Source organism: Streptomyces europaeiscabiei (assembly GCF_036346855.1).
Classification (GTDB): domain Bacteria; phylum Actinomycetota; class Actinomycetes; order Streptomycetales; family Streptomycetaceae; genus Streptomyces; species Streptomyces europaeiscabiei.
In genome coordinates this window covers 9,739,538-9,760,113 of sequence record NZ_CP107841.1, presented here as the reverse complement: position 1 = coordinate 9,760,113, position 20,576 = coordinate 9,739,538, and the positions used below count along the sequence as shown (strand labels likewise).

The following is a 20,576-nucleotide window of genomic DNA, read 5'->3' as shown; positions in this document are numbered from 1 at the left end:
CCCTGACAGCCCGGAAACCGGCTTCGGGGAATCTCCACACCGAATGCTCAGCGGGGTCACGGTCCACGGGAGTTCTGCACAGGGGCGGCTCGCGCACAAGCCCCTTTCGGGCGGACTGTCCCATTCGCTTTCCGGCCGGCGACGAACCGCGTAGGACGATGCCGTGATCCGTGTGAAGAAGCAGCCCCCAAGGCGTGCGCAGGTCTGCACGGATAAACCGTCATGGTCACCAAGTGCGCTGGTGGGAGGCCATGTTGATTGGAAGTGCGCAGCAGCGATCTGCTTTGATCCATCGCACCGCGGGGGCCGCCAAGCTCTCGGAGACGAGAAGTGGGCACCCACGTGCGCGGCCGTCGTTCTGTCCCCAGAAGGGGGCCGCTCCCCCCTATGAAGAGCTATACGAAGGGAAGTTCCCCCATGAACTCCACCCCCCAGGTTGAGACCGCCGAGATCTCGGACGCCGCCCTCGACGCCGTCTCCGGTGGCCTGTCCGTCAACGCCGTCGGCACCGTCACTGGCCTGGTGGACGGTATCGCCCCGGTCTCCGGCCTGGTCGGCACGGCCGTCGGCACCGTCGAGGGTGCCACCGGTCTGAACACCGCCCCGGTCACGAGCCTGGTCGCCGGTCTCTGATCGAGCCCTCGCGCCGTTGAGTCCCGGAACCACCTGACAGGTTCCGGGACTCTCGGGTGCCCGAAAGTCCGCTGTCCCGAGTCGTACAGGTGAGGGAAGTCCCGTGCAGTTCCGCCAGCAGGCCCTCGCCAAGCTCCAGTCACCGGAGGAACTCGACCTCCCGGTGCGCTTCGCCCGCCCGCAGGGCTGGCTGGTGCTGTCCGTGACGGTGGTCGCCATGGCCGCCGCGTCCGTGTGGGCCGTCACGGGTTCCGTGGCATCCACGGTCAGCGCCCCCGCCGTCCTCACTCACGGGCAGGGCAGTTACGTACTGCAGAGCCCGGTGGCCGGCCAGGTCACCGCCGTGCTCGCGAGGCAGGGCGAGCGCCTGCCCGCCAGGGCCCCCGTCCTCAAGGTCGCCACCACCGACGGCGAGAGCGTCGTACGGTCCGTCGCGGCCGGCCGGGTCTCCACGCTCGCCGCCACGATCGGCCAGATCATCCGGACGGGCGCCGATGTCGCGGCGATCGAGAAGGTCGCCGACGCCGACGACCCGCTCTGCGCGACGGTGTACGTCCCCGCCGAGAACGCGGCCTCGATCCCCGAGGGCGCCGCCGTCGACCTGACCGTGCAGTCGGCGCCCACCCAGCGGTACGGCGTGCTGCGCGGCCATGTGAAGAAGGTGGACCGCACCGCGCAGACCCCGCAGTCGATCGGCGTGTTCCTCGGTGACAGCCAGCTGGGCGAACAGTTCACCAGGAAGGGCCGGCCGGTGGCCGTGACCGTACGGCTGGACCGTAGGGCGTCGACGAAGTCGGGCTACAGGTGGTCCTCGCAGGACGGGCCGCCGTTCGAGCTGACCTCCATGACCATGGCCACGGGTTCGATCCGCATGGCCGACGAGCGTCCGATCGATTGGCTGCTCCCGTGACCGCCTCCCAGGACACCGCGCAGCCGCCGACGCGCGGCAGACGCAAGGCCGTCCCGCAGAAGCGCCCGGTGCCCAAGAGCGGACAGAAGACCGTCCGCACGCCGACCGTCCTGCAGATGGAGGCCGTGGAGTGCGGCGCCGCCTCCCTCGCCATGGTCCTCGGCCACTACGGACGGCACATCCCCCTGGAGGAACTGCGCATCGCCTGCGGTGTCTCCCGGGACGGCTCCCGCGCCAGCAACGTCCTGAAGGCGGCCCGCAGTTACGGACTGACCGCCAAGGGCATGCAGATGGACGTGGCCGCGCTCGCCGAGGTGAAGGCGCCGGCCGTCCTCTTCTGGGAGTTCAACCACTACGTCGTCTACGACGGCATGGGGCGCCGCCTCGGCCGGCGCGGCGTCCACATCAACGACCCCGGCAAGGGCCGCCGGTTCGTGCCGATGGAGGACTTCGACGCGAGCTTCACCGGGGTCGTCCTCGTCATGGAGCCCGGCGACGACTTCGAGAAGGGCGGCCGCAGGCCCGGTGTCCTCGGCGCCATGCCCGCCCGGATGCGCGGCACCTCCGGAACCCTGCCCGCCGCCGTCCTCGCGAGCCTGCTCCTGGTGGCGGTCGGCGCGGCCGTACCCGCGCTGAGCCGCACCTACATCGACATGTTCCTCATCGGCGGCCAGACCTCCCTGCTGGGCGTGCTGTTCGCGTCGATGGGTGCGTGCGTGCTGCTGACGGTCCTGCTGACCTGGCTGCAACAGGCCAACCTGCTGCGCGGCCGCCTGATCTCCTCGACCCTGTCCAGCGCCCGCTTCCTGCGGCACCTGCTCCGGCTGCCCGTCACCTTCTTCTCGCAGCGCAGCCCCGCCGACCTCGTCCAGCGCCTGCAGTCCAACGACGCGGTCGCCGAGACCCTGGCCCGCGACCTCGCTGCCGCCGGGGTGGACGCGGTCGTGGTCGTCCTCTACGCCGTGCTCCTCTACACGTACGACCCGCAGCTCACCTTCGTCGGTATCGGGGTGGCGCTGCTGAACGTGGTGGCGATGCGGGTGGTGATCCGGCTGCGCGCGACCCGTACGGCGAAGCTGCGCGCCGACAACGCACGGCTGACCAACACGGCGTACACCGGCCTGCAGCTGATCGAGACGATGAAGGCGACCGGCGGCGAGGAGGGCTACTTCCGCAAGTGGGCCGGGCAGCACGCCACCACGCTGGAGGAGCAGCAAAGGCTCGGCGTGCCGAGCGCCTGGCTGGGGGTCGTCGCCCCGACCCTCGCCACGCTCAACAGCGCGCTCATCCTCTGGATCGGCGGCATGCGCGCGGTCGAGGGCCACATATCCGTCGGCCTGCTGGTCGCCTTCCAGGCACTGGTCACCCGGTTCACCGCGCCGATCACCCGGCTCAACGGTGTGGCGGGCCGCATCCAGGACTTCGCGGCCGACGTGGCCCGCCTCAAGGACGTGGAGAACTTCCGGGCGGACCCGCTGTACGGCCGCCCGGACGCCGGCGAGTCCACCCGTCGGCTGCAGGGCCATGTGGAGCTGGAGAACATCACCTTCGGCTACAGCCCCCTCGACAAACCCCTGCTCACCGGCTTCGACCTCACCGTCGGCCCGGGTCGGCAGGTGGCGCTGGTCGGCGGCTCCGGCAGCGGCAAGTCGACGGTGTCGAGGCTGATCTCGGGCCTGTACGCCCCCTGGGAGGGCGTGATCCGTATCGACGGCAGGCGTCTGGAGGACATCCCGCGTGGTGCGCTCGCCGCCTCCGTCTCCTTCGTCGACCAGGAGGTCTTCCTCTTCGAGGGCACGGTCCGCGACAACGTGGCCCTGTGGGACCCGTCGATCCCGGACGAGGCCGTGGTGGAGGCGCTGCGGGACGCGGCCCTGTACGACGTGGTGACCCGCCGCCCGGGCGGGATCCACAGCAGGGTCGAGCAGGACGGCCGGAACTTCTCCGGCGGTCAGCGTCAACGCCTGGAGATCGCGCGGGCGTTGGTCCGCAGGCCCAGCATCCTCGTCCTCGACGAGGTGACCAGCGCGCTCGACGCGGAGACCGAGCTGACCGTGATGGACAACCTGCGCAAGCGCGGCTGCGCATGTGTGGTGATCGCCCACCGGCTCAGCACGGTCCGCGACAGCGACGAGATCGTCGTCCTGCAGCACGGCGCGATCGTGGAGCGCGGCCGGCACGAGGAGCTGGTGGCACGCGGTGGCGCGTACGCCCGGCTGGTCAGGGAGCGATGAGATGACGTCCGTACCCGAGGAGGGCGACCTCGTCCTCGGTGCGCTCGGCGCCATGGGCACGCCCCTGGACTGCGCCGGCCACACCCGCCTGGACCTCGAAGGCCCGCAGACCCTGTGGCTGGTGGCCTCCGGCGCCCTGGACCTGTTCGCGGTCGACGCCGTCGAGCAGGGCCACTGGCACCACCTGGGCCGCCTCGAAGCGGGCGCGCTGCTGCTCGGCCCGGTCGCCGGGCCCCAGCACACCCTGGTGGCCCGGCCGCTGCGCGACTGCGTGGTCCGGCGCATCGGCCTGCGCGAGCTGTATCAGCAGGCGGGCACCGAGACCTGGTCGTACGACGAATGGGGCAACCCCCAGCTCGTACCCCCGCAGACCAGCCCCCTCGAATACGCCCTCGCCCTGGGCGTCGGCCGTGGCCTGTCGATCCTCTTCCAGGCACCGATGGCCACCGAGCAGGCCGCCGCGCCCACCGACGACGACGTGTTCTGGATGCGGGTGCCGCCCGGCAGCGTCCAGTACGGCTCGCTGTACGGGGCGGAGGCGGCGGCCGACCTGCTGATGGACTCAGGGGTCTGGCAGAGCATGGTCGACCAGCAGTTCCGGCTGCTGGCCACGCTGGACCGCTGGATCGAGCAGCTGGAGCGCACCCACGAGGACCGTACGGCCGCCGGTATCAAGGCCGGTGAAGCCGTGCGCGCCCAGGCCGACCGCACGCTCCTCGCGTCCATCGGCAAGTCCTCCGCGAACCGGCGTACGACGGCGGCCGACGCGGACGCCACGTACGCGGCCTGCAAGCTCGTCGCCCGGACGGCCGGCATCACGCTCTGCGAGCCCGCGCAGAGCGGCACCGAGAGCGACCGGCTCGACCCGGTGGAGCGCATCGCGCTCGCCTCCCGCGTCCGCGTCCGCGCCGTACGCCTCGCCGGAAGCTGGTGGCGGGAGAACGTCGGCCCGCTGGTCGGGCACCGGGCGCTGTCCGGCGCGCCGGTGGCGCTGCTGTGGCGGCGCGGCGGATACGTGGCCGTACAGCCGTCGTCCGGCCGGGAGACGCCGGTCGAGAAGGCGAACGCGGCGGAGTTCGAGCCGCGTGCCGTGATGTTCTACCGGCCGTTGCCCGAACGGGTACCGACCCCGCTGCGTCTGATGCGCTGGAGCCTCCACGGCACCGGCGGTGACATGACGGGCCTGCTGCTCAGCGGCCTGGTGACGGTCGTACTCGGCTCTCTCGTCCCCGTCGCGACGGGCAGGATCCTCGGCGAGTACGTGCCGAAGGCGCAGGAGGACCTGATCGTGCGGGTCTGCCTGGCGATCATGCTCGCGAGTGTGGTGTCGGCCGCGTTCCTGTTGCTGCAGAACCTGACGATCCTGCGGATGGAGGGCCGTATCGAGGCGACCCTCCAACCAGCCGTCTGGGACCGTTTGCTGAGGCTCCCCACGAAGTTCTTCGCGTCGCGCTCGACCGGCGAACTGGCCAGCGCCGCCATGGGCATCAGCGCGATCCGCCGCACCCTGGCCGGGGTCGGCCCGGTGGTCGCCCAGTCGGTGACCGTCGGCGCCGTGAACCTCGGCCTGCTGCTCTGGTACAGCGTGCCCATGGCCCTGGCGGCGATCGGCATGCTGGTGGTCGTGGCCGCCGTGTTCCTCGGCCTCGGCCTGTGGCAGGTCCGCTGGCAGCGCCGCCTGGTGGTGCTGAGCAACAAACTGAACAACCAGGCGTTCCAGACCCTGCGCGGCCTGCCGAAGCTGCGGGTGGCCGCCGCCGAGAACTACGCGTACGCGGCCTGGGCGGGCGAGTTCGCGCGCAGCCGGGAGCTCCAGCAGAAGGTCGGCGGGATCAAGAACCTCAACACGGTGCTGGGCGCGGTGTATCTCCCGCTCTGCACCCTGCTGATGTTCATGCTGCTGGCGGGCCCGGCCCGGGGTTCGATGTCGGCGGCGGAGTTCCTCACCTTCAACACCTCGGTGACGATGCTGCTCACCTCGGTCACCCAGCTGACGGGGGCGTTCGTGTCGGCGGTGGCCGTGCTGCCGTTGTTCGAGGAGATCAGGCCGGTGCTGGAGGCGACCCCGGAGGTCCGCACGGCCAGCACCCGTCCGGGTGCGCTGTCCGGCGCGCTGGAGGCCCGCCGACTCTCCTTCCGCTACGCGGACGACGGCCCCCTGGTACTGGACGACGTGTCCTTCGCCGTCGAACCCGGGGAGTTCGTGGCGGTCGTCGGCCCGAGCGGCTGCGGGAAATCCACGCTGCTGCGGCTGCTCATCGGCTTCGACAAGCCTGTCTCCGGGAGCGTCCTGTACGACGGTCAGGACCTGGGCGCGCTGGACCAGTCCGCCGTACGTCGGCAGTGCGGTGTCGTCCTCCAGCACGCGCAGCCGTTCACCGGCTCCATCCTGGACGTCATCTGCGGCACCGAGCCGTTCACGCCCGAGGAGGCGATGGCGGCTGCCGAGATGGCGGGCCTCGCCGAGGACATCCGGAGTATGCCGATGGGCCTGCACACCATCGTGCAGGGCAACGGCGCGATCTCCGGTGGCCAGCGCCAACGCCTGATGATCGCCCAGGCGTTGATCCGCCGCCCCCGCATCCTCTTCTTCGACGAGGCCACCAGCGCGCTGGACAACGACACACAGCGCACGGTCATCGAGAGCACGAAGGCGTTGCACGCCACGCGCATCGTGATCGCCCACCGGCTGTCCACGGTCATGGACGCGGACCGGGTGGTGGTGATGGAGGACGGCAAGGTGGCGGAGGTGGGAGCGCCGGCCCGGTTGCTGTCGGACAGCGGGGGGCGACTGCATGAGCTGGTACGACGCCAGATGGCCTGAGGGGTGTTCATCGCCCCCGCCGCCCCTACCCGTTCCCATCCCAAGGGGCTGCGCCCCTTCGACCCCCATCCGCGGGTCCGGTGGGGGCTTCTCGCGCAGTTCCCCGTGCTTTTTCGGCCCGCGAGGGCCGCAGGCCCTCAAGGGACACGGGGAACTGCGCGAGAAGCCCCCACCCACCCGCACCCGACAACGCACCCCCACGGGGTCGAAGGGGCGCAGCCCCTGGGGATGGGACGGGTAGGGGCGGCGGGGGCGAGAGAACTCTGGGAGCGCCCTACGGCCGGACGGTCGGCCGCGGCAGCAGCAAGACCGCCGCAACCGGAACCACCGTCAGCACCACCCACGGCACGGCTCCCGGCACCCCCGCATCCGTCAAGGCCCCCGCCCCCGCACTCCCCACCAACACGATCAACCCCGAAACGGACGACATCGCCCCGGTATAGAGCCCGAGCCGCCCCTCCGCCGCAAGATCCGGCACCCACGCCCGCGCCGCCGGAGCCACCAGCATCTGCCCCACCGTCAACAACACCACGAACCCGGCGGCGGGCAACAACCCCACACCCCCCGTCCACCCGGCGGGCAACGCCACAGCCACCACCCCGAACCCGGCCGCTATCAGCACCAACCCCCCCGTCATGGACCGCCGCAGATCCAGCCGCTCCCCCACCCACCGCGTGACCGGCAGCTGGGCCGTCACGACAAGCAGCGACGACAGGCCGAACAGCCAGGCCAGCGCCGACTGCGACCCCGTGGCCCGCTCCACCTCGCCGGGCAGCAGAAGGTACAGCTGGTTGTAGGCCAGCAGATACGCCCCGTACGCGCAGCACAACGCGAGGAACCGCCGGTTGCGCAGCAGCCCGCCGAGACCCCCCTTCACCGCGACCCGCTCCCGCCCCGGAATGCGCTGCGGAAGCAACCAGAAGTGCCCGGCGAGGACGAGGACGAAGACCCCGGCGCCCGCGAGGCACACCGTCCGGTAGTCCACGGCCAGCAGCAACGCGCCGATCAGCGGCCCGACGAACGCCCCGGCCTGTCCCGCCACCGTGAACAGCGCGAGCACACTCGTCCGGGGACCGCCGCCCGACTCCTCCCACACCACGGCCTGCCGGGCGACCTCGGACTCGACGGCCGGGGAGAACAGCGCGGCGGCGAAGCCGATGAGCAGGACCGAGCCGATGACCGACCAGTCCGCGTCCGCGTATCCGAGCCACGCGAACCCGGCGATCCTCAGGACGCATCCGGCCAGCACCACGGGCCGCACCCCGTACCGGTCGGCCAGCGCGCCACCCACCACGAACAGCCCCTGCTGACTGAAGGTCCGCAGCCCGAGCACGAAGCCGACCATCCAGCCGGCCATGCCTATCGCCGTGCCGAGGTGTTCGGCGAGGAACGGCAGCACGGCGAAGAAGCCGACGTTGAAGGCGAGCTGGGTGAGGATCAGCAGCCGCAGGAGGGGACTGAGCCTGGCCCAGGTACCCCGGCGGGAGGGCCCGGCCGCGTTCTTCCCGGCCGCACCGCTCAGGACCCGCGGTTCGGCCGCCCCACCCGGCGTCCCTCGTCGGGACGCCTCGCGAGCCGTCCGTTGCACAGGCACCCCAGTCGCCGCGCGCACCTGCGGCGTCTCGTTCGTCGCCCGCGCCTCCGGCGTCTCGTGCGTCGCCCGCTGCTCGGGCACGTTGCTCGTCACCTGCCTCTCGGACCCTTCACCCACCGTCTGCTTCTCCCGTTCCTCTCTCGACGCTCGCCTCTGGGCCGTTTCTCCGGCGGGTCGCCGCCGGGGCGTCAAGCTCGGTCGCTCCTCGGGCGGCTCGGTCATCCGGTCTCTCCGACGGTCGTGGCGGCGGCGGGCTTCGGCTGTCGTACGGCCCCGGCGAGCGGACGGCGTGGCCATCGCACCCCGCCCGCCGACGTGACCGCCAGCGCACCCAGGAGGGCGAGGGCGGTGGCGGGGGCGAGGACGGCCCAGGGGGCACGTTCGGCGTAGGGCTGGTTCTCGGCGAGGAGGAGGCCCCATTCCGGGTCCGGCGGCTGCGCGCCGAGGCCGAGGAAGCCGAGGGAGGTCAGGGCGAGGGCCACTCCGGGCAGCCGGAGGAGGGCGTGGCGGGCGACGGGGGGCAGGACGGCGGGCAGCAGTTCGCGGCGGAGCAGATGGCCGTCACTCGCGCCGAGCCCCTTGGTGGCCGTGATGTGCGTCGTGGCCCGCTCCTGTTCGAGCAGGGCCGTGGTGTGTGCGGCGAGCGGCACCCAGGCGACGGCGGCCACGGCCAGCGCGGGTGTCGCCGCTCCGCTGCCGGCGACTCCGGCGACGATCAGTCCCGCGAGGACCGCCGGTACGGCGTTGACGGTGTCGACGAGCGGCCCGGAGAGCCGGGGCAGCAGCCCGAGCAGGACGCCCGTCAGCAGCGCGGCCGCGCTGATCGTGACGGCCAGGGCGAGAGTGGTGAACGCCCCGTGCCCGATGCGGGCCAGCAGGTCGCGGCCCAGCGCGTCGGTGCCCAACGGGTGGGCCCAGGAAGGTGGTTGGAGCCGGGCGCCGGTGTCGAGGGCGAGCGGGTCACGGGTCAGGCCGAGCGCGACGACCACGAGGAGCAGGGTGCCGTGGAGCAGTGGGGTCCGGCGTGGCGCGGACGGCCGCGGGCGGTGCAGGGAGTGGAGCGCGCCGTCGCGCAGGGCCGGGCCGACGAGGAGGCGGGCGGCCGGACGGGCGAGGGCGCCGGCGAGGGCGGCCAGCAGGACGAGGGCGAGGGTGCCGGCCTGGAGGACGGGCAGGTCCTGGGCGAGGGCGGCCTGGAGCGTGGTGCGGCCGAGGCCGGGTATGTCGAAGACCTGCTCGACGGCGACGGCGCCGCCGGTGAGGCCGACCACGAACAGGCCGATGTTGGGCAGCAGTCCGGGTATGCAGCGGCGTACGGCCTGGCGGGTGGTGGCCCGCCCGGGTATGCCGCGGGCGGCGGCGGCCAGTGCCCAGGGCTCGGCGAAGGAGCCGGGCAGCAGGTCGTCGAGCATCCGGCCGAGCAGCGCGCCGGCGGGCAGGCCGAGGGCGAGGGCGGGCAGCACCATCCATTGCGGCCCGTACCAGCCGAGCGCGGGCAGCCAGCCGAGGTGCACCCCGACGACGGCGGCGAGCATGGAGGCGGTGAGGAACTCGGGCAGCGCGGCGAGCATCGCGGCCACGCTGCCGCCGCCGCGCCGGTCGTCGAGGCGGCGGTGCGCGCCCAGCCACAGGGTGCGGGCGCAGACCGCCGCGGCCGTGGCCGCCGCGACGAGGAGCGCGGCGGCCATCAGCAACAGGGAGACGCCGAGCGCCTGGACGACAGCGGGGGTGACCTCGGCGCCGGAGATCCACGAGCGGCCCGCGTCACCGCGCGCCAGCCCGCCGAACCACTCCCCCAGCAGCTTCAACGGTCCCTGGTCGAGGCCGAGTTCGTCCCGTACGGCCGCCAGCACCTCCGGCGTCGGGTCACGTTCGACCGAGCGCGCCTTGAGGACGGTGAGCGCCGGGTCGGTGCGCGACAGCCACGGCAGCAGGCCGATGCCGCACAGCAGTGCGGCGGCGAGCAGGGCCCGCCAGAGTGCCCGTATCAGCGCCGGGTCCCCGTTCCGATGAGCGTGCGCTCGTACGGGTCGAGGATCACGCCCTGTACCGAGGTGCCGACGCCGGTGATGATCTGTTGGTGGACGAGCGGCACGGTGGCGTCGGTGCCGAGGATCGCCGCCTCGGCGTTCATGGCCGCCTGCTGCCGCTTCGCGGTGTCGGACTCCTTCTCGGCGGCGGTGACGGCCCGGTCGACCTTCTTGTCGCAGAGCAGGGCGAGGTTGTAGCTGCCGTCGCAGGTGAAGTCGCTGGCGAGGATGGAGACGGGGTCGCCGGTGTCGAGCAGGGAGTTGCGGGCGCCGACGAAGGCGTCGAACTTGCCGGCGAGGGCGTCGCTCTCCAGCCGCGAGTACTCGCGGACCTCCAGCTTCACCTTGAACCCGGCCTTCTGCAGCTGTTGTTGCAGCACCTGGGCGACCTCGGGCAGTTCGGGCCGGTTGTCGTACGTCGCGATGGTCACGGAGGTGCCGCGCGGCCTCGCGGCCTTCGCGCGGCCGGTCGGTTCGACACGCTTGGCTGCGGCCCAGGTCACGGCGGGTCCGAAGATGCCGGCGCCTGCGTCGGCGTAGCCCTCGTAGACGTCCTTGGCGAGGACGGAGCCGTCGACGGCCTCGCGGGCGGCGGCCCGGAGCTTCGGGTCCTTGAAGGCACCGGTCCTGGTGTTGAGGAGGAGGCTGGTGGTGCGGGTGGTGGCCGTCTCGCGGCGGGTGCCCTGGTCGAGTGTGGCCGCCTGCGACACGGGAACGGCCTCGGCCATGTCGACCTGGCCGGTGCGCAGGGCGTTGGTGCGGGCGGAGCCGTCGGCTATGAACCTGGCGTCGATGCCGCTCGCCTGGGCGCGGCCACCCCAGTACGCGTCGTAGCGGTCCAGGGTCGCCGCGGTGGTGCCGGTGACCTTGGTGACCTCGAACGGGCCGGTGGCCGTGCCGACCGGGTCGACCCGCTTGCCGCCGTATGCCCCGGCGGACAGGATCGCGAGGCCGGGGCTGGTGAGCCGGAGCGGCAGGGCGGGGTCCGGGTCCCCGGTGGTGACGCGTACCTGCCGGTCGCCGCTCGCCTTCGCGGTGAGCTCGATGCCGGAGAGCGCGGCGGTGACCGGCTCGGCCTCGGTGGCGCGGGTGAGGGCGGCGGCGACGGTGGCCGGGGTGACTTCGGTGCCGTCCTGGAAGGTGGCCTCACGCAAGGTGAAAAGCCAGTTCCGGTCGTTCTCACGGGTCCAGGACTCGGCGAGCGCCGGGGCCGCGGCGCCGTTGGCGTCCAGCTTGGTCAGGCCCTCGGTCACGCCCAGTCGGCTGAGGAGGGTGGCGTCGGCGCCGTACGGGGAGAAGTTCTCGGCAGGCGGGAAGGCCAGGGCCACACGCAGCCGGGAGCCGTCGGCGGAGTCGTCGTCGGACGTGTCACCGCCCGAGGCGAAGCAGCCGGTCAGCACGGGGGCGAGGAGCAGGCCGGCGACGACGCGACGGCGGCGGGGAGAGCGCATGGTCCTTGGTTCTCTTCGGGGGACGGAGGTGGCGGTGGAACGCGACGCAGCTTACATGAGAATGATTTTCATTTAACTGGCGAGGGTGCGGCCACCTCGGGCACCGGGATCTCGAAGTGCACGACCCGCTCCCCCGTCACCTCACGCTCGTCGCACACGGCCACACCCTGCGAGCGCCAGAAGTCCTCGGCGCCGGGCACCCCGGGGTCGGTGTGCAGATAGACGGAGCGGTAACCCCCGTCGGCCGCCGCGAAGTCCAGCAGCGCGGCGACCAGCCGCCGGGCCAGCCCGCGCCGCCGATGCTCGGCGCGCACGTACACACGGCGCAGCTGGGCGGTCTCGCCGGACGGGTAACGCTCGGCCAGCCGACGGGGGTTGGGCGGATGGGCGGGCCCCCGGGAGTCCAGCGCGCCGGTGGCGACGACCGCACCGTCCCGCTCGTCGACCGCCACCATGAGCACATGCCGGTCGGGGGCGACGTACGCGCCGCGCAGATCGACGATGTCCCCGTGCCAGCGCGGCACATAGCCCGTGCCGAAGTCGCGGTAGACGGTGTCGAGCATGACCGCACGGGCACTGTCGAGGTCGTCGGGCCCTGCCACCCTGATGTCATAGTTCTGCACCTGCACATCATATGCAATAAGGCTGATCATTCCGCTCGGGGGCGAGCGGCCGACCCCGCCACGTGCGAGCGGCCGGCTCTCCGCCGGGCGTGAGCGACGGCGCCCGGTCGGCCTGTATACGTCTCTTAGCCCCCAACCGCCGTACGGGACACGCGTGTCGAGGCTGCTACCGGGTACTTCGTCGGTCATGCGGATGAGCGTGGTGGATGTGGGATCGAAAACCGTGAGACTCGTGGTGGCGGACGCCGAGGGCGGTGTGCCGCTGCCGGTGCACACCGCCAAGTGGCGCCTGCGGCTGTCCGAGCAGGTGGAGCCCGGGGGCGACGTACCCGACGAGGCCGTACGGCAGTTGTGCGACGCGGTCACCTCCGCCGCACGCACGGCGGAGAGATGGGGGGCGTCGACACCACTGGCCTTCGCGACCGCCGTGGTGCGTTCCGCGCCGAACTGCCGGGACGTGCTGCGGGCCGTGCGCGCGGCGACCGGGGTACCGATCTGCACCCTGCCCGGCGAGGTGGAGGCCGAGCTCACCTTCCTCGGGGCGCGGCGGTGGATGGGCTGGCGGTCGGGGCCGCTCGCGCTGCTGGACATCGGGGGCGGTTCACTGGAGGTGGCCTTCGGGCGGGGCCGGCTGCCGGACTTCGTGGCCTCGCTGCCGCTGGGCGCGAACCGGCTGACCCATGAGTTCTTCCACGGGCAGGACCCGCCGTCGCCGGAGAGCATCAAGGCGCTGCGGCGCAGGGTCCGCCATCAGCTCCGGGACGTCTCCGCACGCATCCGCTGGGAGGGGCCGCGTACCGCCGTGGCCACCTCGCGCACCTTCCAGCAGCTCTCCCGGCTGTGCGGATCCGCGCCGGGCCGCCACGGGCCCTTCGTAGAAAGGGAGTTGCGGTGCGCGGACCTGGGGACCGCCGTCTCCCGCCTCGCCGCCCTCCCCGCGGCCGAGCGGTCCGCCCTCCCAGGCATCTCCGCGCCTCGGGCGACGCAGAGCCTGGCCGGGGCACTGGTCGGGCACACCGTGATGAAGCTCACCGGCCTCAAGTCCGTGACGCTCTGCCCCTGGGCGATCCGCGAAGGCGTACTGCTGCGGAGCATCGAGGACGGCCCGGCGTGGTGGTCGGAGGTGACGCGGGACATCGAAGGCAACGGGCCGGCCGTTTCGAGCGCGGCGGGCGCCGTGCCCCTGCGCATCGCCGCGCCCGCCCGCTGACCCACCCCACGGATGGAGCGCCCCATGACCCACCACGACAGGGAAATCCCGCACGGCAGGCCCGGCACCGCCCTCGACGAGGTCCTGCACGAGGCGGAGGAGGAGTCCCGGCACGACTGACGGGCCCGACACCGACGGGACAGCACCCCCTGGCAACACCCTCAAGCAATGTCAAGACATGAAAGGGGAATTCACCTTTTCGAGTGCTATAGATCTTGCGTCAGGCACGAAAGGGATGGCCGGCTCCGCGCCGGGGTAGCTAACGGGATCGAATGCGCCCTACCCCTGACAAGGTGGAGCCGCCATGACTCCGGATGCCCATGACCGTGCCGCACCGCGGCCCGAGGACGTGGCCACCGGGCCCGGCCCCGGGCCGGAGGCGGCGGCAGCAGCAGCAGCGAACCCGTACGCCCGCACCCGCCGCATCGGGCCGTTCGTCGTGATCGAGGTCTCGGGCGAGATCGACGTGGCGTCGGCGGGCCTCGTGGCCGAGCACCTGACGGCCGCCACCACCGGGTCCGCCGAGCCGGACGTGCTCGTCGACCTGCGCCACGTCTCCTTCTTCGACTGCTCGGGCCTGCGGGTGCTGTGCCGGGCGGAGGCCGCGGCCGCGGCAAGCGGCGGCCGGCTCCGTCTCGTCTCCGACCAGCCCCGGATGCACCGGCTCCTGCGCGCGGCCCGACTGCTGGGCCGCTTCCCTCCGCTCCCGGACCTTCCTCCCGTTCCCCCTCCGTCGCCCCCGCCACCGCAACGGCCAAGTCTCAAGTAGCAGTTCAATGAAACGATTGAAGGACCTGCGGCAGGCACACTCCGTTCCGGCCGACGCCGGCACGGAATCCGAGCGACACAGAAGTGGAGACGCGTGAAGTGAAGTTCCTTCTCGAAGTCGACCTGGACAGCACGGACTGGGACGAGGGCACCACCGTCCAGGAACTGGAGCGCATCCTGCGCTACTGGGGCGGCAACCTCCGGCACTGCGAGATCGAACCCGGGGACGGCCAGCCTCTGTACGACTCCGGTCACCAGGAGGTCGGCCGGTGGACCGTCACCCCCGAGTGACCGGGTGAGAGTTCCCGGCAGATGATGCCGGGGGCCGGCCGCGGCCCCACTCCGCTTCGGCCGGCCCCCGGACGGGATCGCGTGACACACCGCGACAGGGCTCGCGCTCCCCAGCCACGGGCCCTCGCTCATCACTCACGGGGTCACGCAACCCCGGTCTGTCGGCCGCCCGAAGCGGCCTCGTCCGCGGAAGCGCTCAGAAGGCGTACAGGACGCTCGTGGCGGAGTCCTTCAGGCACTGGTTGGCGAAGACGCGCTCGTGCGCGACGCGCTTGCCCTGCCAGACACCGTGCACGGTGACGACGACCGGGTCGTACTGCTTGTTGCACTTCACCCCGGCCCGGCCGGTCAGGGCGCCGAAGTCGCCGCCGCTGCGGCGCAGTTCGGCGCAGGCGTCTGCGGGGGCCGGGTGCGTGCCGGAGGCGTTCGGCGCACAGGTCAGGGTGACCGCGCGCTCGGGGGTGACGGCGGCCGCGGTCTCGCCGTGGCCCATGGTCAGGACCAGGGCCGAGGGGGCGTAGAGCCCCGACGCGGCGGGCTCGGGGGCAGCGAGCGCGGAGCCCGTGAGGGGACCGCAGACGGCGGTGGCCGTCAGGGTGAGAGTCGCTGCCCAACGCGCGGTCTTCGGCATGGTGTGCATCCTTCCGCTCTGCAGGAGTGCCCGGACGACCCCGCCACATCTGTCGCGTGTACGAAGCCTGCCCGGACGGTGCCGGATCGGCGAGCGCGAGTCTGCCGGGTCCGGGCCCGGAACACACATCGACCCCACCGGTTTCAGTAACTTTGAGTATTGAATCAGTGGCTCGAAGTCACGGAGTCCGACCATGCGAACCCCGATTCTGAGCGGTTTCCGATCGCCCCATGATCATGAATGGCCGGATCTCCACGGCTGAGCAATCGGCCTGAAACATTCCGCTTCCGCTCGCGACAACCGCCCGAACGGCCCCCACGCGACCCGGAATGGTGGATGATTCATCCATTTCGATTCCGCAGAATGGATGAAGCACCCTCTGTCTCTGCTTGACGCGCATCCTTGACGTCACACCCCGGCGCGGCCGGTACGCCCCCGCGGCATTTCGGACCTCTGCCCTCGTCAGCGCGGCGGGCGGCACGGGTTCTCGCACGGCCCGAACCGCCTCCGCGGGACCGCACGGTGGGTCGCGGCGGTGCTCTGCGTGCTGTCACACCCATCCCGGGCCGGCTCGATGCCTCACGGACGGCGTCGCCGGCAGCGTTCCTCGGTCCGGCCGTGTCGGCGGTCCTGTTCCTCACCTGCTACCCCGAACCACACGCCGCGTACGGCCCCGAGGGTGCCCGACCGGCCCGTACGGACGACGTCCCGGTACCGCCGCACACCGGGCCGAAGGCGCCGACGGACACACCGCCGACGGCCCCCGCGCCCGCCGGTTGTTCCGGCCGACCGTGTGCGTGTCCGTGTACGCGGCTCTGGACGGCGCCCTCCGGGCTCGTCAGGATCGTCGGCGACGCGGGGCGTTCTCGACGGCGAGGGGCGGGACAGACGGATGGCCAAGCACTGGGCGGACTTCCAGTACGAGATCTACCTGGGCGGGATGGGCGGGGCCGTGCCACGGCTGCCCACCGATCCGACCCGGCTGGAGGAGCTGGCCGAGCACCGCCTCGGTGCGGGTCCGGTCGGGTATGTCGCGGGCAGCGCGGGGGACGGCAGCACGGCGCGCGCCAACCGGGCGGCGCTGCAGCGGCACCGGATCGTGCCGCGGCTGCTGCGGGACGTGAGCGAACGCGATCTCTCCGTCGAGGTGCTGGGCCGTGCGCTGCCCGCGCCGTTGGCCCTCGCCCCGGTGGGCGTGCTGTCGATCGTGCACCCTGAGGCGGAGTCGGCGGCCGCACGGGCCGCCGCCGCACAGGGGGTGCCGTACATCCTGTCCTCGGCGTCCAGCACACCCATGGAGCAGGTCGCGGAGGTGATGGGCGACGCGGAGCGCTGGTTCCAGCTGTACTGGGCGAAGGACCGTGAGGTCACCCGGAGCTTCCTGGAACGGGCGAAGGCCTCGGGGTACTCCGTGCTCGTCGTCACCCTGGACACACCGTTGCTCGGCTGGCGACCGCGCGATCTGGAGCGGGCGTACCTGCCGTTCCTTCATGGCGTCGGGACCGCCAACTACTTCTCCGACCCGGCGTTCCGGGCGGGCTTGGCCAAGCCGGTCCACGAGGACCCGAACGCGGCCGTGCTGCACTTCGCGGGCATGTTCGGAGATCCCGGCAAGACGTGGCCCGACCTGGCGTTCCTGCGCGAGCACTGGCAGGGGCCGATCGTACTGAAGGGCGTCCTGCACCCGGACGACGCCCGGCTCGCCACGGACGCCGGAATGGACGGGGTGATCGTGTCCAACCACGGCGGCCGGCAGGTGGCCGGCGGGGTCGCGGCGGCCGACGCGCTACCGCGTGTGGCCCGGGCGGTCGGCGACCGGACGACCGTGCTCTTCGACAGCGGCGTGCGCACCGGTGACGACGTCTTCAAAGCGCTGGCGCTCGGGGCGCGAGCCGTGCTTCTCGGGCGCCCCTACGTCTACGGCCTCGCCCTCGACGGGCAGCCCGGTGTGGAACACGTGATCCGGTGTCTGCTCGCCGAGTTCGACCTCACGCTCGCGTTGTCCGGGCATCGCACACCGGCCACGGTCGACGGTGACAGTCTCGTCGGCGGGGAGGGGTGAGATCCGGTCAGCGCTCCCGCCGCCCCTGAACGCCCCGTTCCCAGGGGCTGCGCCCTTTCGACCCGGCTCGGGGGCCGGGTTCTCCGTGTGCCGGGCGAGTGGGACTGCTCGCACTCCTGAAAAGCAGGTTGGCCGCGCCCCGTGCCCTTCGTCTCCTAAGGGCGTGGGGAACCGCACGAGCAACCACACGCCCCTCGCAGCCCTCTCGCCCGACGACCGAACCCCCTCACAGGCCGAGGCCCGTGAGGAGGTTCGGGAGGTCGACGGACGTCAGGGGCAGCACCGGAGCGGAGCCGGAGCCCGTCCCGGAGCCGGCGTCCGCGTCCGTCGTCGTGTCGTCGCCCACGGACAGGATCGAACCGCCCTGTTCGGCCTCCGGGGAGACGCTCGGCTCCGGGGAGCCGGACTTCTCCGGCCCCGGGGCCGGGGAGGCGTCGTCCGCCTCCGGCTTCCGGGAGACCGGCTCGGTCTCGGGTGTGGACGCCTCGGAGCCGGAGACGGAGAGGGACTCCGGGCTGGCGGTCACACCGTCGGTGAGCCAGCGCTGCTGGCCGGAGTTGTCCCGGACCTTGACGACGACGTCGGCATCGGCGTCCCTGGCTACGGGGGCGACGGCGAGACCTTCGCCCCAGCGGGGCAGCAACTCGCCCTGCACGGTGAAGTCGTAGCGCACGTCGTCACCGCGCTTGGAGTCCTCGTCGGCGCACCTGCCGAGGACGACCACTCCGGCGTCGACCTGGGAGTCCAGGCACAGCTCGGGGTTGGCGACACTGCGCAGCAGGCCGTCCGCCTCGTAGGACCACTTCTGGGTCCAGCCGGAGTCGCACACCGCGAGTTCCGTCGAGGCGCCCTGCTCGGCCTTGCCGCCGTGGATGTCGAGGCACAGGTCGGCGGCCTGGTTGCGCAGCCGGGTCTGCTGGGGTGCCGCGGACCGTCCGGACATGGCGGGCGGGGTCGCCGAGCCGGTGTCGGTGGTGGTGTCGTTGCCGGTGTCCGGCGCCGTGGCGACGCCCCCGGTGGCACTGGTGGATGCGGCGGGATCTGCCCCGCTGCCGTCGTCCGAGAGGAACGCGGCGCCCAGGATGGCCGCGATCAGCGCGCCCGAGGAGACACCGACGGTGATCAGAGCCCTCGGGTTGCGCGCCCCGGAGATGATCCGGCGGCGCTGTGCGGGGATCTGGGAGAGCAGGCGATGCCGACCGCCGCTCCCCGGACGTCTTGAGTTCCCCTTGTCCGGCATGCGGCCGGGCCGGGAGTCGAGATAGCGCCGGGCGCCCCAGCCCAGCACGGCCTCGGCGATGACCCCGCCCAGCCCGCCCTCGAAATGGCTGAGTTGCTCGGCGGCGTAACGGCAGTAGCGGCACTCCAGCAGATGCTGCTGGACATCCGGCAGCAGGGCTCCGCCGCGGCGAATCGGCACGTCCAGCAGCCGGTTGTAGAAGCGGCAATCCTTGGACGGCGCGAGTTCCCGGTGGGCGCGGACGCAGCCCTCGCGGAATTTGTCGCGCGCCTGTTCCAGCGTGGCCACCGCGCTGTCGGCGTCCAGACCCAGCAGACCAGTGGGTATGGTTATCATTTCTGCTTCTACCTCGGTGTGCCACAACAGGCACTGGGCGACCGCCGGTAGAGCTCGGAAAGAGCGCTCGATGAGCTTGCGATTCTCGGGCGTCATGGACTTCGCCGCCCGCATGCCGCGCCCGCCCGCGGGCTTCCTCAGGTCCGACAGGACATGGGAGACACCGCCTTCCGCGGACCACTCCTTGACGGTGTCGCGCGCGGCCACCAGCAGCCGGGGCCGCAGGGCGACGCCCGACTCGCCCCGCATCAGCCCGTCGAGCACCCGGTGGAAGGCGGTCGCGGTCACCATCGAGGCGACGCCGGACTGAGTGGCGAGACAGATCACCGCATAGTCGTACGTGGGCTGCCAGTGCCGTGCCATCAGCAGGGCGACGGGGTCGCCGGTGCCACCTTCCGGCCAGCCCCTCAGCCGGGCTGCGAGAGTCTCGTCGGACTCTCCGGGAACCGGGCCGGGAGCGGGCGGATAAGTGGGGCGCGGAGGGTGGGGGGTGTGCACAGAGACGGTTCCTTCCAAGGCACAAGATGGCACACGGAGTTGTGGCCGCCGAAAAGGGCCCTGGATTGGTGCGTACCTTTTTGGCGGGCGCCGGGAAGCGGCCGGGGACGGAGCCGCACGATGACCGTCTCCCTTGAGCCTTTTGGGCCCTTCGGTGACCAGAAAAGCCAAATGGCCTTTCCGGCCGGGCCATTGCCCTTGCGCAGGAAGTTCACCCTTGCACAAGTTACTCATGGCTAACAAGGCACCTGAGCAACATCCGCATCACTAAAAGCAGGTCAGATGACCGGTACCTAAGCTTCCGCTTCGCAGAACGAAGCCTTCCGGTTCCTAAATACTCAAGGCTTCAAGCACCCCGTGTGAACGGTACGCACACCCCGGCGGCCCTCGCACGCTCCCGGCACACTGATGGTTCGTTGTTCAATCGGGACGGCCACTCGGAAGGCCCCGCGCGGAACGGCGGCTCTCCCGCGCGAAACGGCCGCCGACCTTGATCCTCCCGCCCTCGGTCGGCGGCCCCGGGGGAAGTGTCGGTTCCGCTCCGCTCAGATCTGCCAGGACCGCAGCCGGTCCGCCGCCCCGTAGATGTCCGTCGTCCCGGAGATCAGATCGCGCGCGAGATCCACGAGGGCCCCGTACGGCGGGGCGATGCCGACACCGCTGACGAACATGTACGCCACGGCTGTCGCGCAGGCGAAGCGGGCGTTGCCGGCCGGCAGGGGCTTGAGTACCGCGAGGGTGTGCAGCAGCGCGGCGGCCCGCCAGGCCGGGTCGGAGTCGACACCGAGGCGCGGCGGGTCGACGCGGTGCCGGGCCACAGCCGCGACGAGCGCGGAGAAGTCGTTGATGCTGGGCTGCTCGGGCATGACCTCTTCGTGCCGCTGGAGCAGCCAGGGCACGTCGATGTGGATGACGGAAGTCATCGGTCAGACGGCCCGCCCCTTCATCCTGTCGGCGGGTTCGTCGTCCGGGAAGGCGGCGGCGAACTCGTCGGCGTGCGCGGTGAAGAACTGACGGAATGCCTCCGCGCCCTCCTTGAGCGCCCGGTGTCGCACTATGTCGGCCGCGGCCGCCTCGCGCACGAGCGCCTTCATCGACGTACCGCGCTCCTTGGCGATCTGCCGCAGGTCCTCTAGCTCGCGGTCGCTGAACTCCACATTCAGAGCTGGCATGCGCCAACGGTACCTCGCGGGTACTTACCCGTAAATAGTCGCAGGTCACACCGTACGACCTGCGGTACC

16 protein-coding genes are annotated in these 20,576 nt (G+C 71.9%); 8 read left to right on the top strand and 8 right to left on the bottom strand.

Annotated features, from left to right (window positions below):
• Nucleotides 1-417: 417 nt before the first annotated feature.
• The 4 genes from OG858_RS42395 (at nucleotide 418) to OG858_RS42380 (ending at nucleotide 6,601) form a co-directional block, all read left to right on the top strand.
• Nucleotides 418-633, top strand: coding sequence for a hypothetical protein (locus OG858_RS42395; RefSeq protein ID WP_037698514.1), 216 nt, complete (start codon nucleotides 418-420; stop codon nucleotides 631-633).
• Between the two features lie 103 nt (nucleotides 634-736).
• Nucleotides 737-1,543: an HlyD family efflux transporter periplasmic adaptor subunit gene (locus tag OG858_RS42390; RefSeq protein ID WP_319065384.1), complete on the top strand. Its 807-nt coding sequence runs from the start codon at nucleotides 737-739 to the stop codon at nucleotides 1,541-1,543.
• Nucleotides 1,540-3,777: an NHLP family bacteriocin export ABC transporter peptidase/permease/ATPase subunit gene (locus OG858_RS42385; RefSeq protein ID WP_179200791.1), complete on the top strand. Its 2,238-nt coding sequence runs from the start codon at nucleotides 1,540-1,542 to the stop codon at nucleotides 3,775-3,777. Before OG858_RS42390 ends, OG858_RS42385 begins: the two co-directional genes overlap by 4 nt.
• Nucleotide 3,778: 1 nt before the next feature.
• Nucleotides 3,779-6,601, top strand: coding sequence for an NHLP bacteriocin export ABC transporter permease/ATPase subunit (locus OG858_RS42380; protein WP_328543893.1), 2,823 nt, complete (start codon nucleotides 3,779-3,781; stop codon nucleotides 6,599-6,601).
• 274 nt (nucleotides 6,602-6,875) lie between these two features.
• Here the strand turns inward: OG858_RS42380 and OG858_RS42375 are convergent, their stop codons facing one another.
• The 4 genes from OG858_RS42375 to OG858_RS42360 form a co-directional block, all read right to left on the bottom strand.
• Nucleotides 6,876-8,123 carry an MDR family MFS transporter gene (locus tag OG858_RS42375; protein ID WP_328545263.1) on the bottom strand — a complete coding sequence of 416 codons (1,248 nt, stop codon included), beginning with the start codon at nucleotides 8,121-8,123 and terminating at the stop codon, nucleotides 6,876-6,878.
• A 290-nt stretch (nucleotides 8,124-8,413) separates the two neighbouring features.
• Nucleotides 8,414-9,883, bottom strand: coding sequence for an ABC transporter permease subunit (locus OG858_RS42370; RefSeq protein ID WP_319320743.1), 1,470 nt, complete (start codon nucleotides 9,881-9,883; stop codon nucleotides 8,414-8,416).
• Nucleotides 9,884-10,182: 299 nt separating this feature from the next.
• Nucleotides 10,183-11,676 carry an ABC transporter substrate-binding protein gene (locus OG858_RS42365; RefSeq protein WP_319320740.1) on the bottom strand — a complete coding sequence of 498 codons (1,494 nt, stop codon included), beginning with the start codon at nucleotides 11,674-11,676 and terminating at the stop codon, nucleotides 10,183-10,185.
• Nucleotides 11,677-11,744: 68 nt separating this feature from the next.
• Entirely contained in the window at nucleotides 11,745-12,299 is a 555-nt protein-coding gene (locus OG858_RS42360) for a GNAT family N-acetyltransferase (protein WP_086754477.1), read from the bottom strand.
• 187 nt (nucleotides 12,300-12,486) lie between these two features.
• On the opposite strand from OG858_RS42360, the gene OG858_RS42355 reads away from it, so the two are divergent.
• From OG858_RS42355 to OG858_RS42345, 3 genes are all read left to right on the top strand, one after another.
• Nucleotides 12,487-13,509 (top strand): Ppx/GppA phosphatase family protein, encoded by a 1,023-nt coding sequence (locus tag OG858_RS42355; RefSeq protein WP_086754471.1) that lies wholly within the window; start codon nucleotides 12,487-12,489, stop codon nucleotides 13,507-13,509.
• A 304-nt stretch (nucleotides 13,510-13,813) separates the two neighbouring features.
• A complete protein-coding gene (locus OG858_RS42350; RefSeq protein ID WP_319065389.1) occupies nucleotides 13,814-14,278 on the top strand; it encodes an anti-sigma factor antagonist in 465 nt (154 codons plus the stop codon).
• A 98-nt stretch (nucleotides 14,279-14,376) separates the two neighbouring features.
• On the top strand, nucleotides 14,377-14,568 hold the full coding sequence (locus OG858_RS42345; protein ID WP_037699179.1) for a hypothetical protein: 192 nt from the start codon (nucleotides 14,377-14,379) through the stop codon (nucleotides 14,566-14,568).
• Between the two features lie 196 nt (nucleotides 14,569-14,764).
• Here the strand turns inward: OG858_RS42345 and OG858_RS42340 are convergent, their stop codons facing one another.
• On the bottom strand, nucleotides 14,765-15,199 hold the full coding sequence (locus OG858_RS42340; RefSeq protein ID WP_179201524.1) for a protease inhibitor: 435 nt from the start codon (nucleotides 15,197-15,199) through the stop codon (nucleotides 14,765-14,767).
• 892 nt (nucleotides 15,200-16,091) lie between these two features.
• Between OG858_RS42340 and OG858_RS42335 the strand changes: the two genes are divergently transcribed.
• Nucleotides 16,092-17,261: a lactate 2-monooxygenase gene (locus OG858_RS42335; RefSeq protein ID WP_319065392.1), complete on the top strand. Its 1,170-nt coding sequence runs from the start codon at nucleotides 16,092-16,094 to the stop codon at nucleotides 17,259-17,261.
• 226 nt (nucleotides 17,262-17,487) lie between these two features.
• Here OG858_RS42335 and OG858_RS42330 read toward each other — a convergent pair whose 3' ends face one another.
• From OG858_RS42330 to OG858_RS42320, 3 genes are all read right to left on the bottom strand, one after another.
• Complete coding sequence (locus tag OG858_RS42330) at nucleotides 17,488-19,335, bottom strand: RICIN domain-containing protein (protein ID WP_327747842.1); 1,848 nt, start codon at nucleotides 19,333-19,335, stop codon at nucleotides 17,488-17,490.
• Between the two features lie 545 nt (nucleotides 19,336-19,880).
• Nucleotides 19,881-20,258, bottom strand: a complete 378-nt coding sequence (locus OG858_RS42325; RefSeq protein ID WP_319065394.1) for a toxin Doc — start codon at nucleotides 20,256-20,258, stop codon at nucleotides 19,881-19,883.
• 3 nt (nucleotides 20,259-20,261) lie between these two features.
• A complete protein-coding gene (locus tag OG858_RS42320; protein ID WP_086747138.1) occupies nucleotides 20,262-20,507 on the bottom strand; it encodes a hypothetical protein in 246 nt (81 codons plus the stop codon).
• Nucleotides 20,508-20,576: the final 69 nt, after the last annotated feature.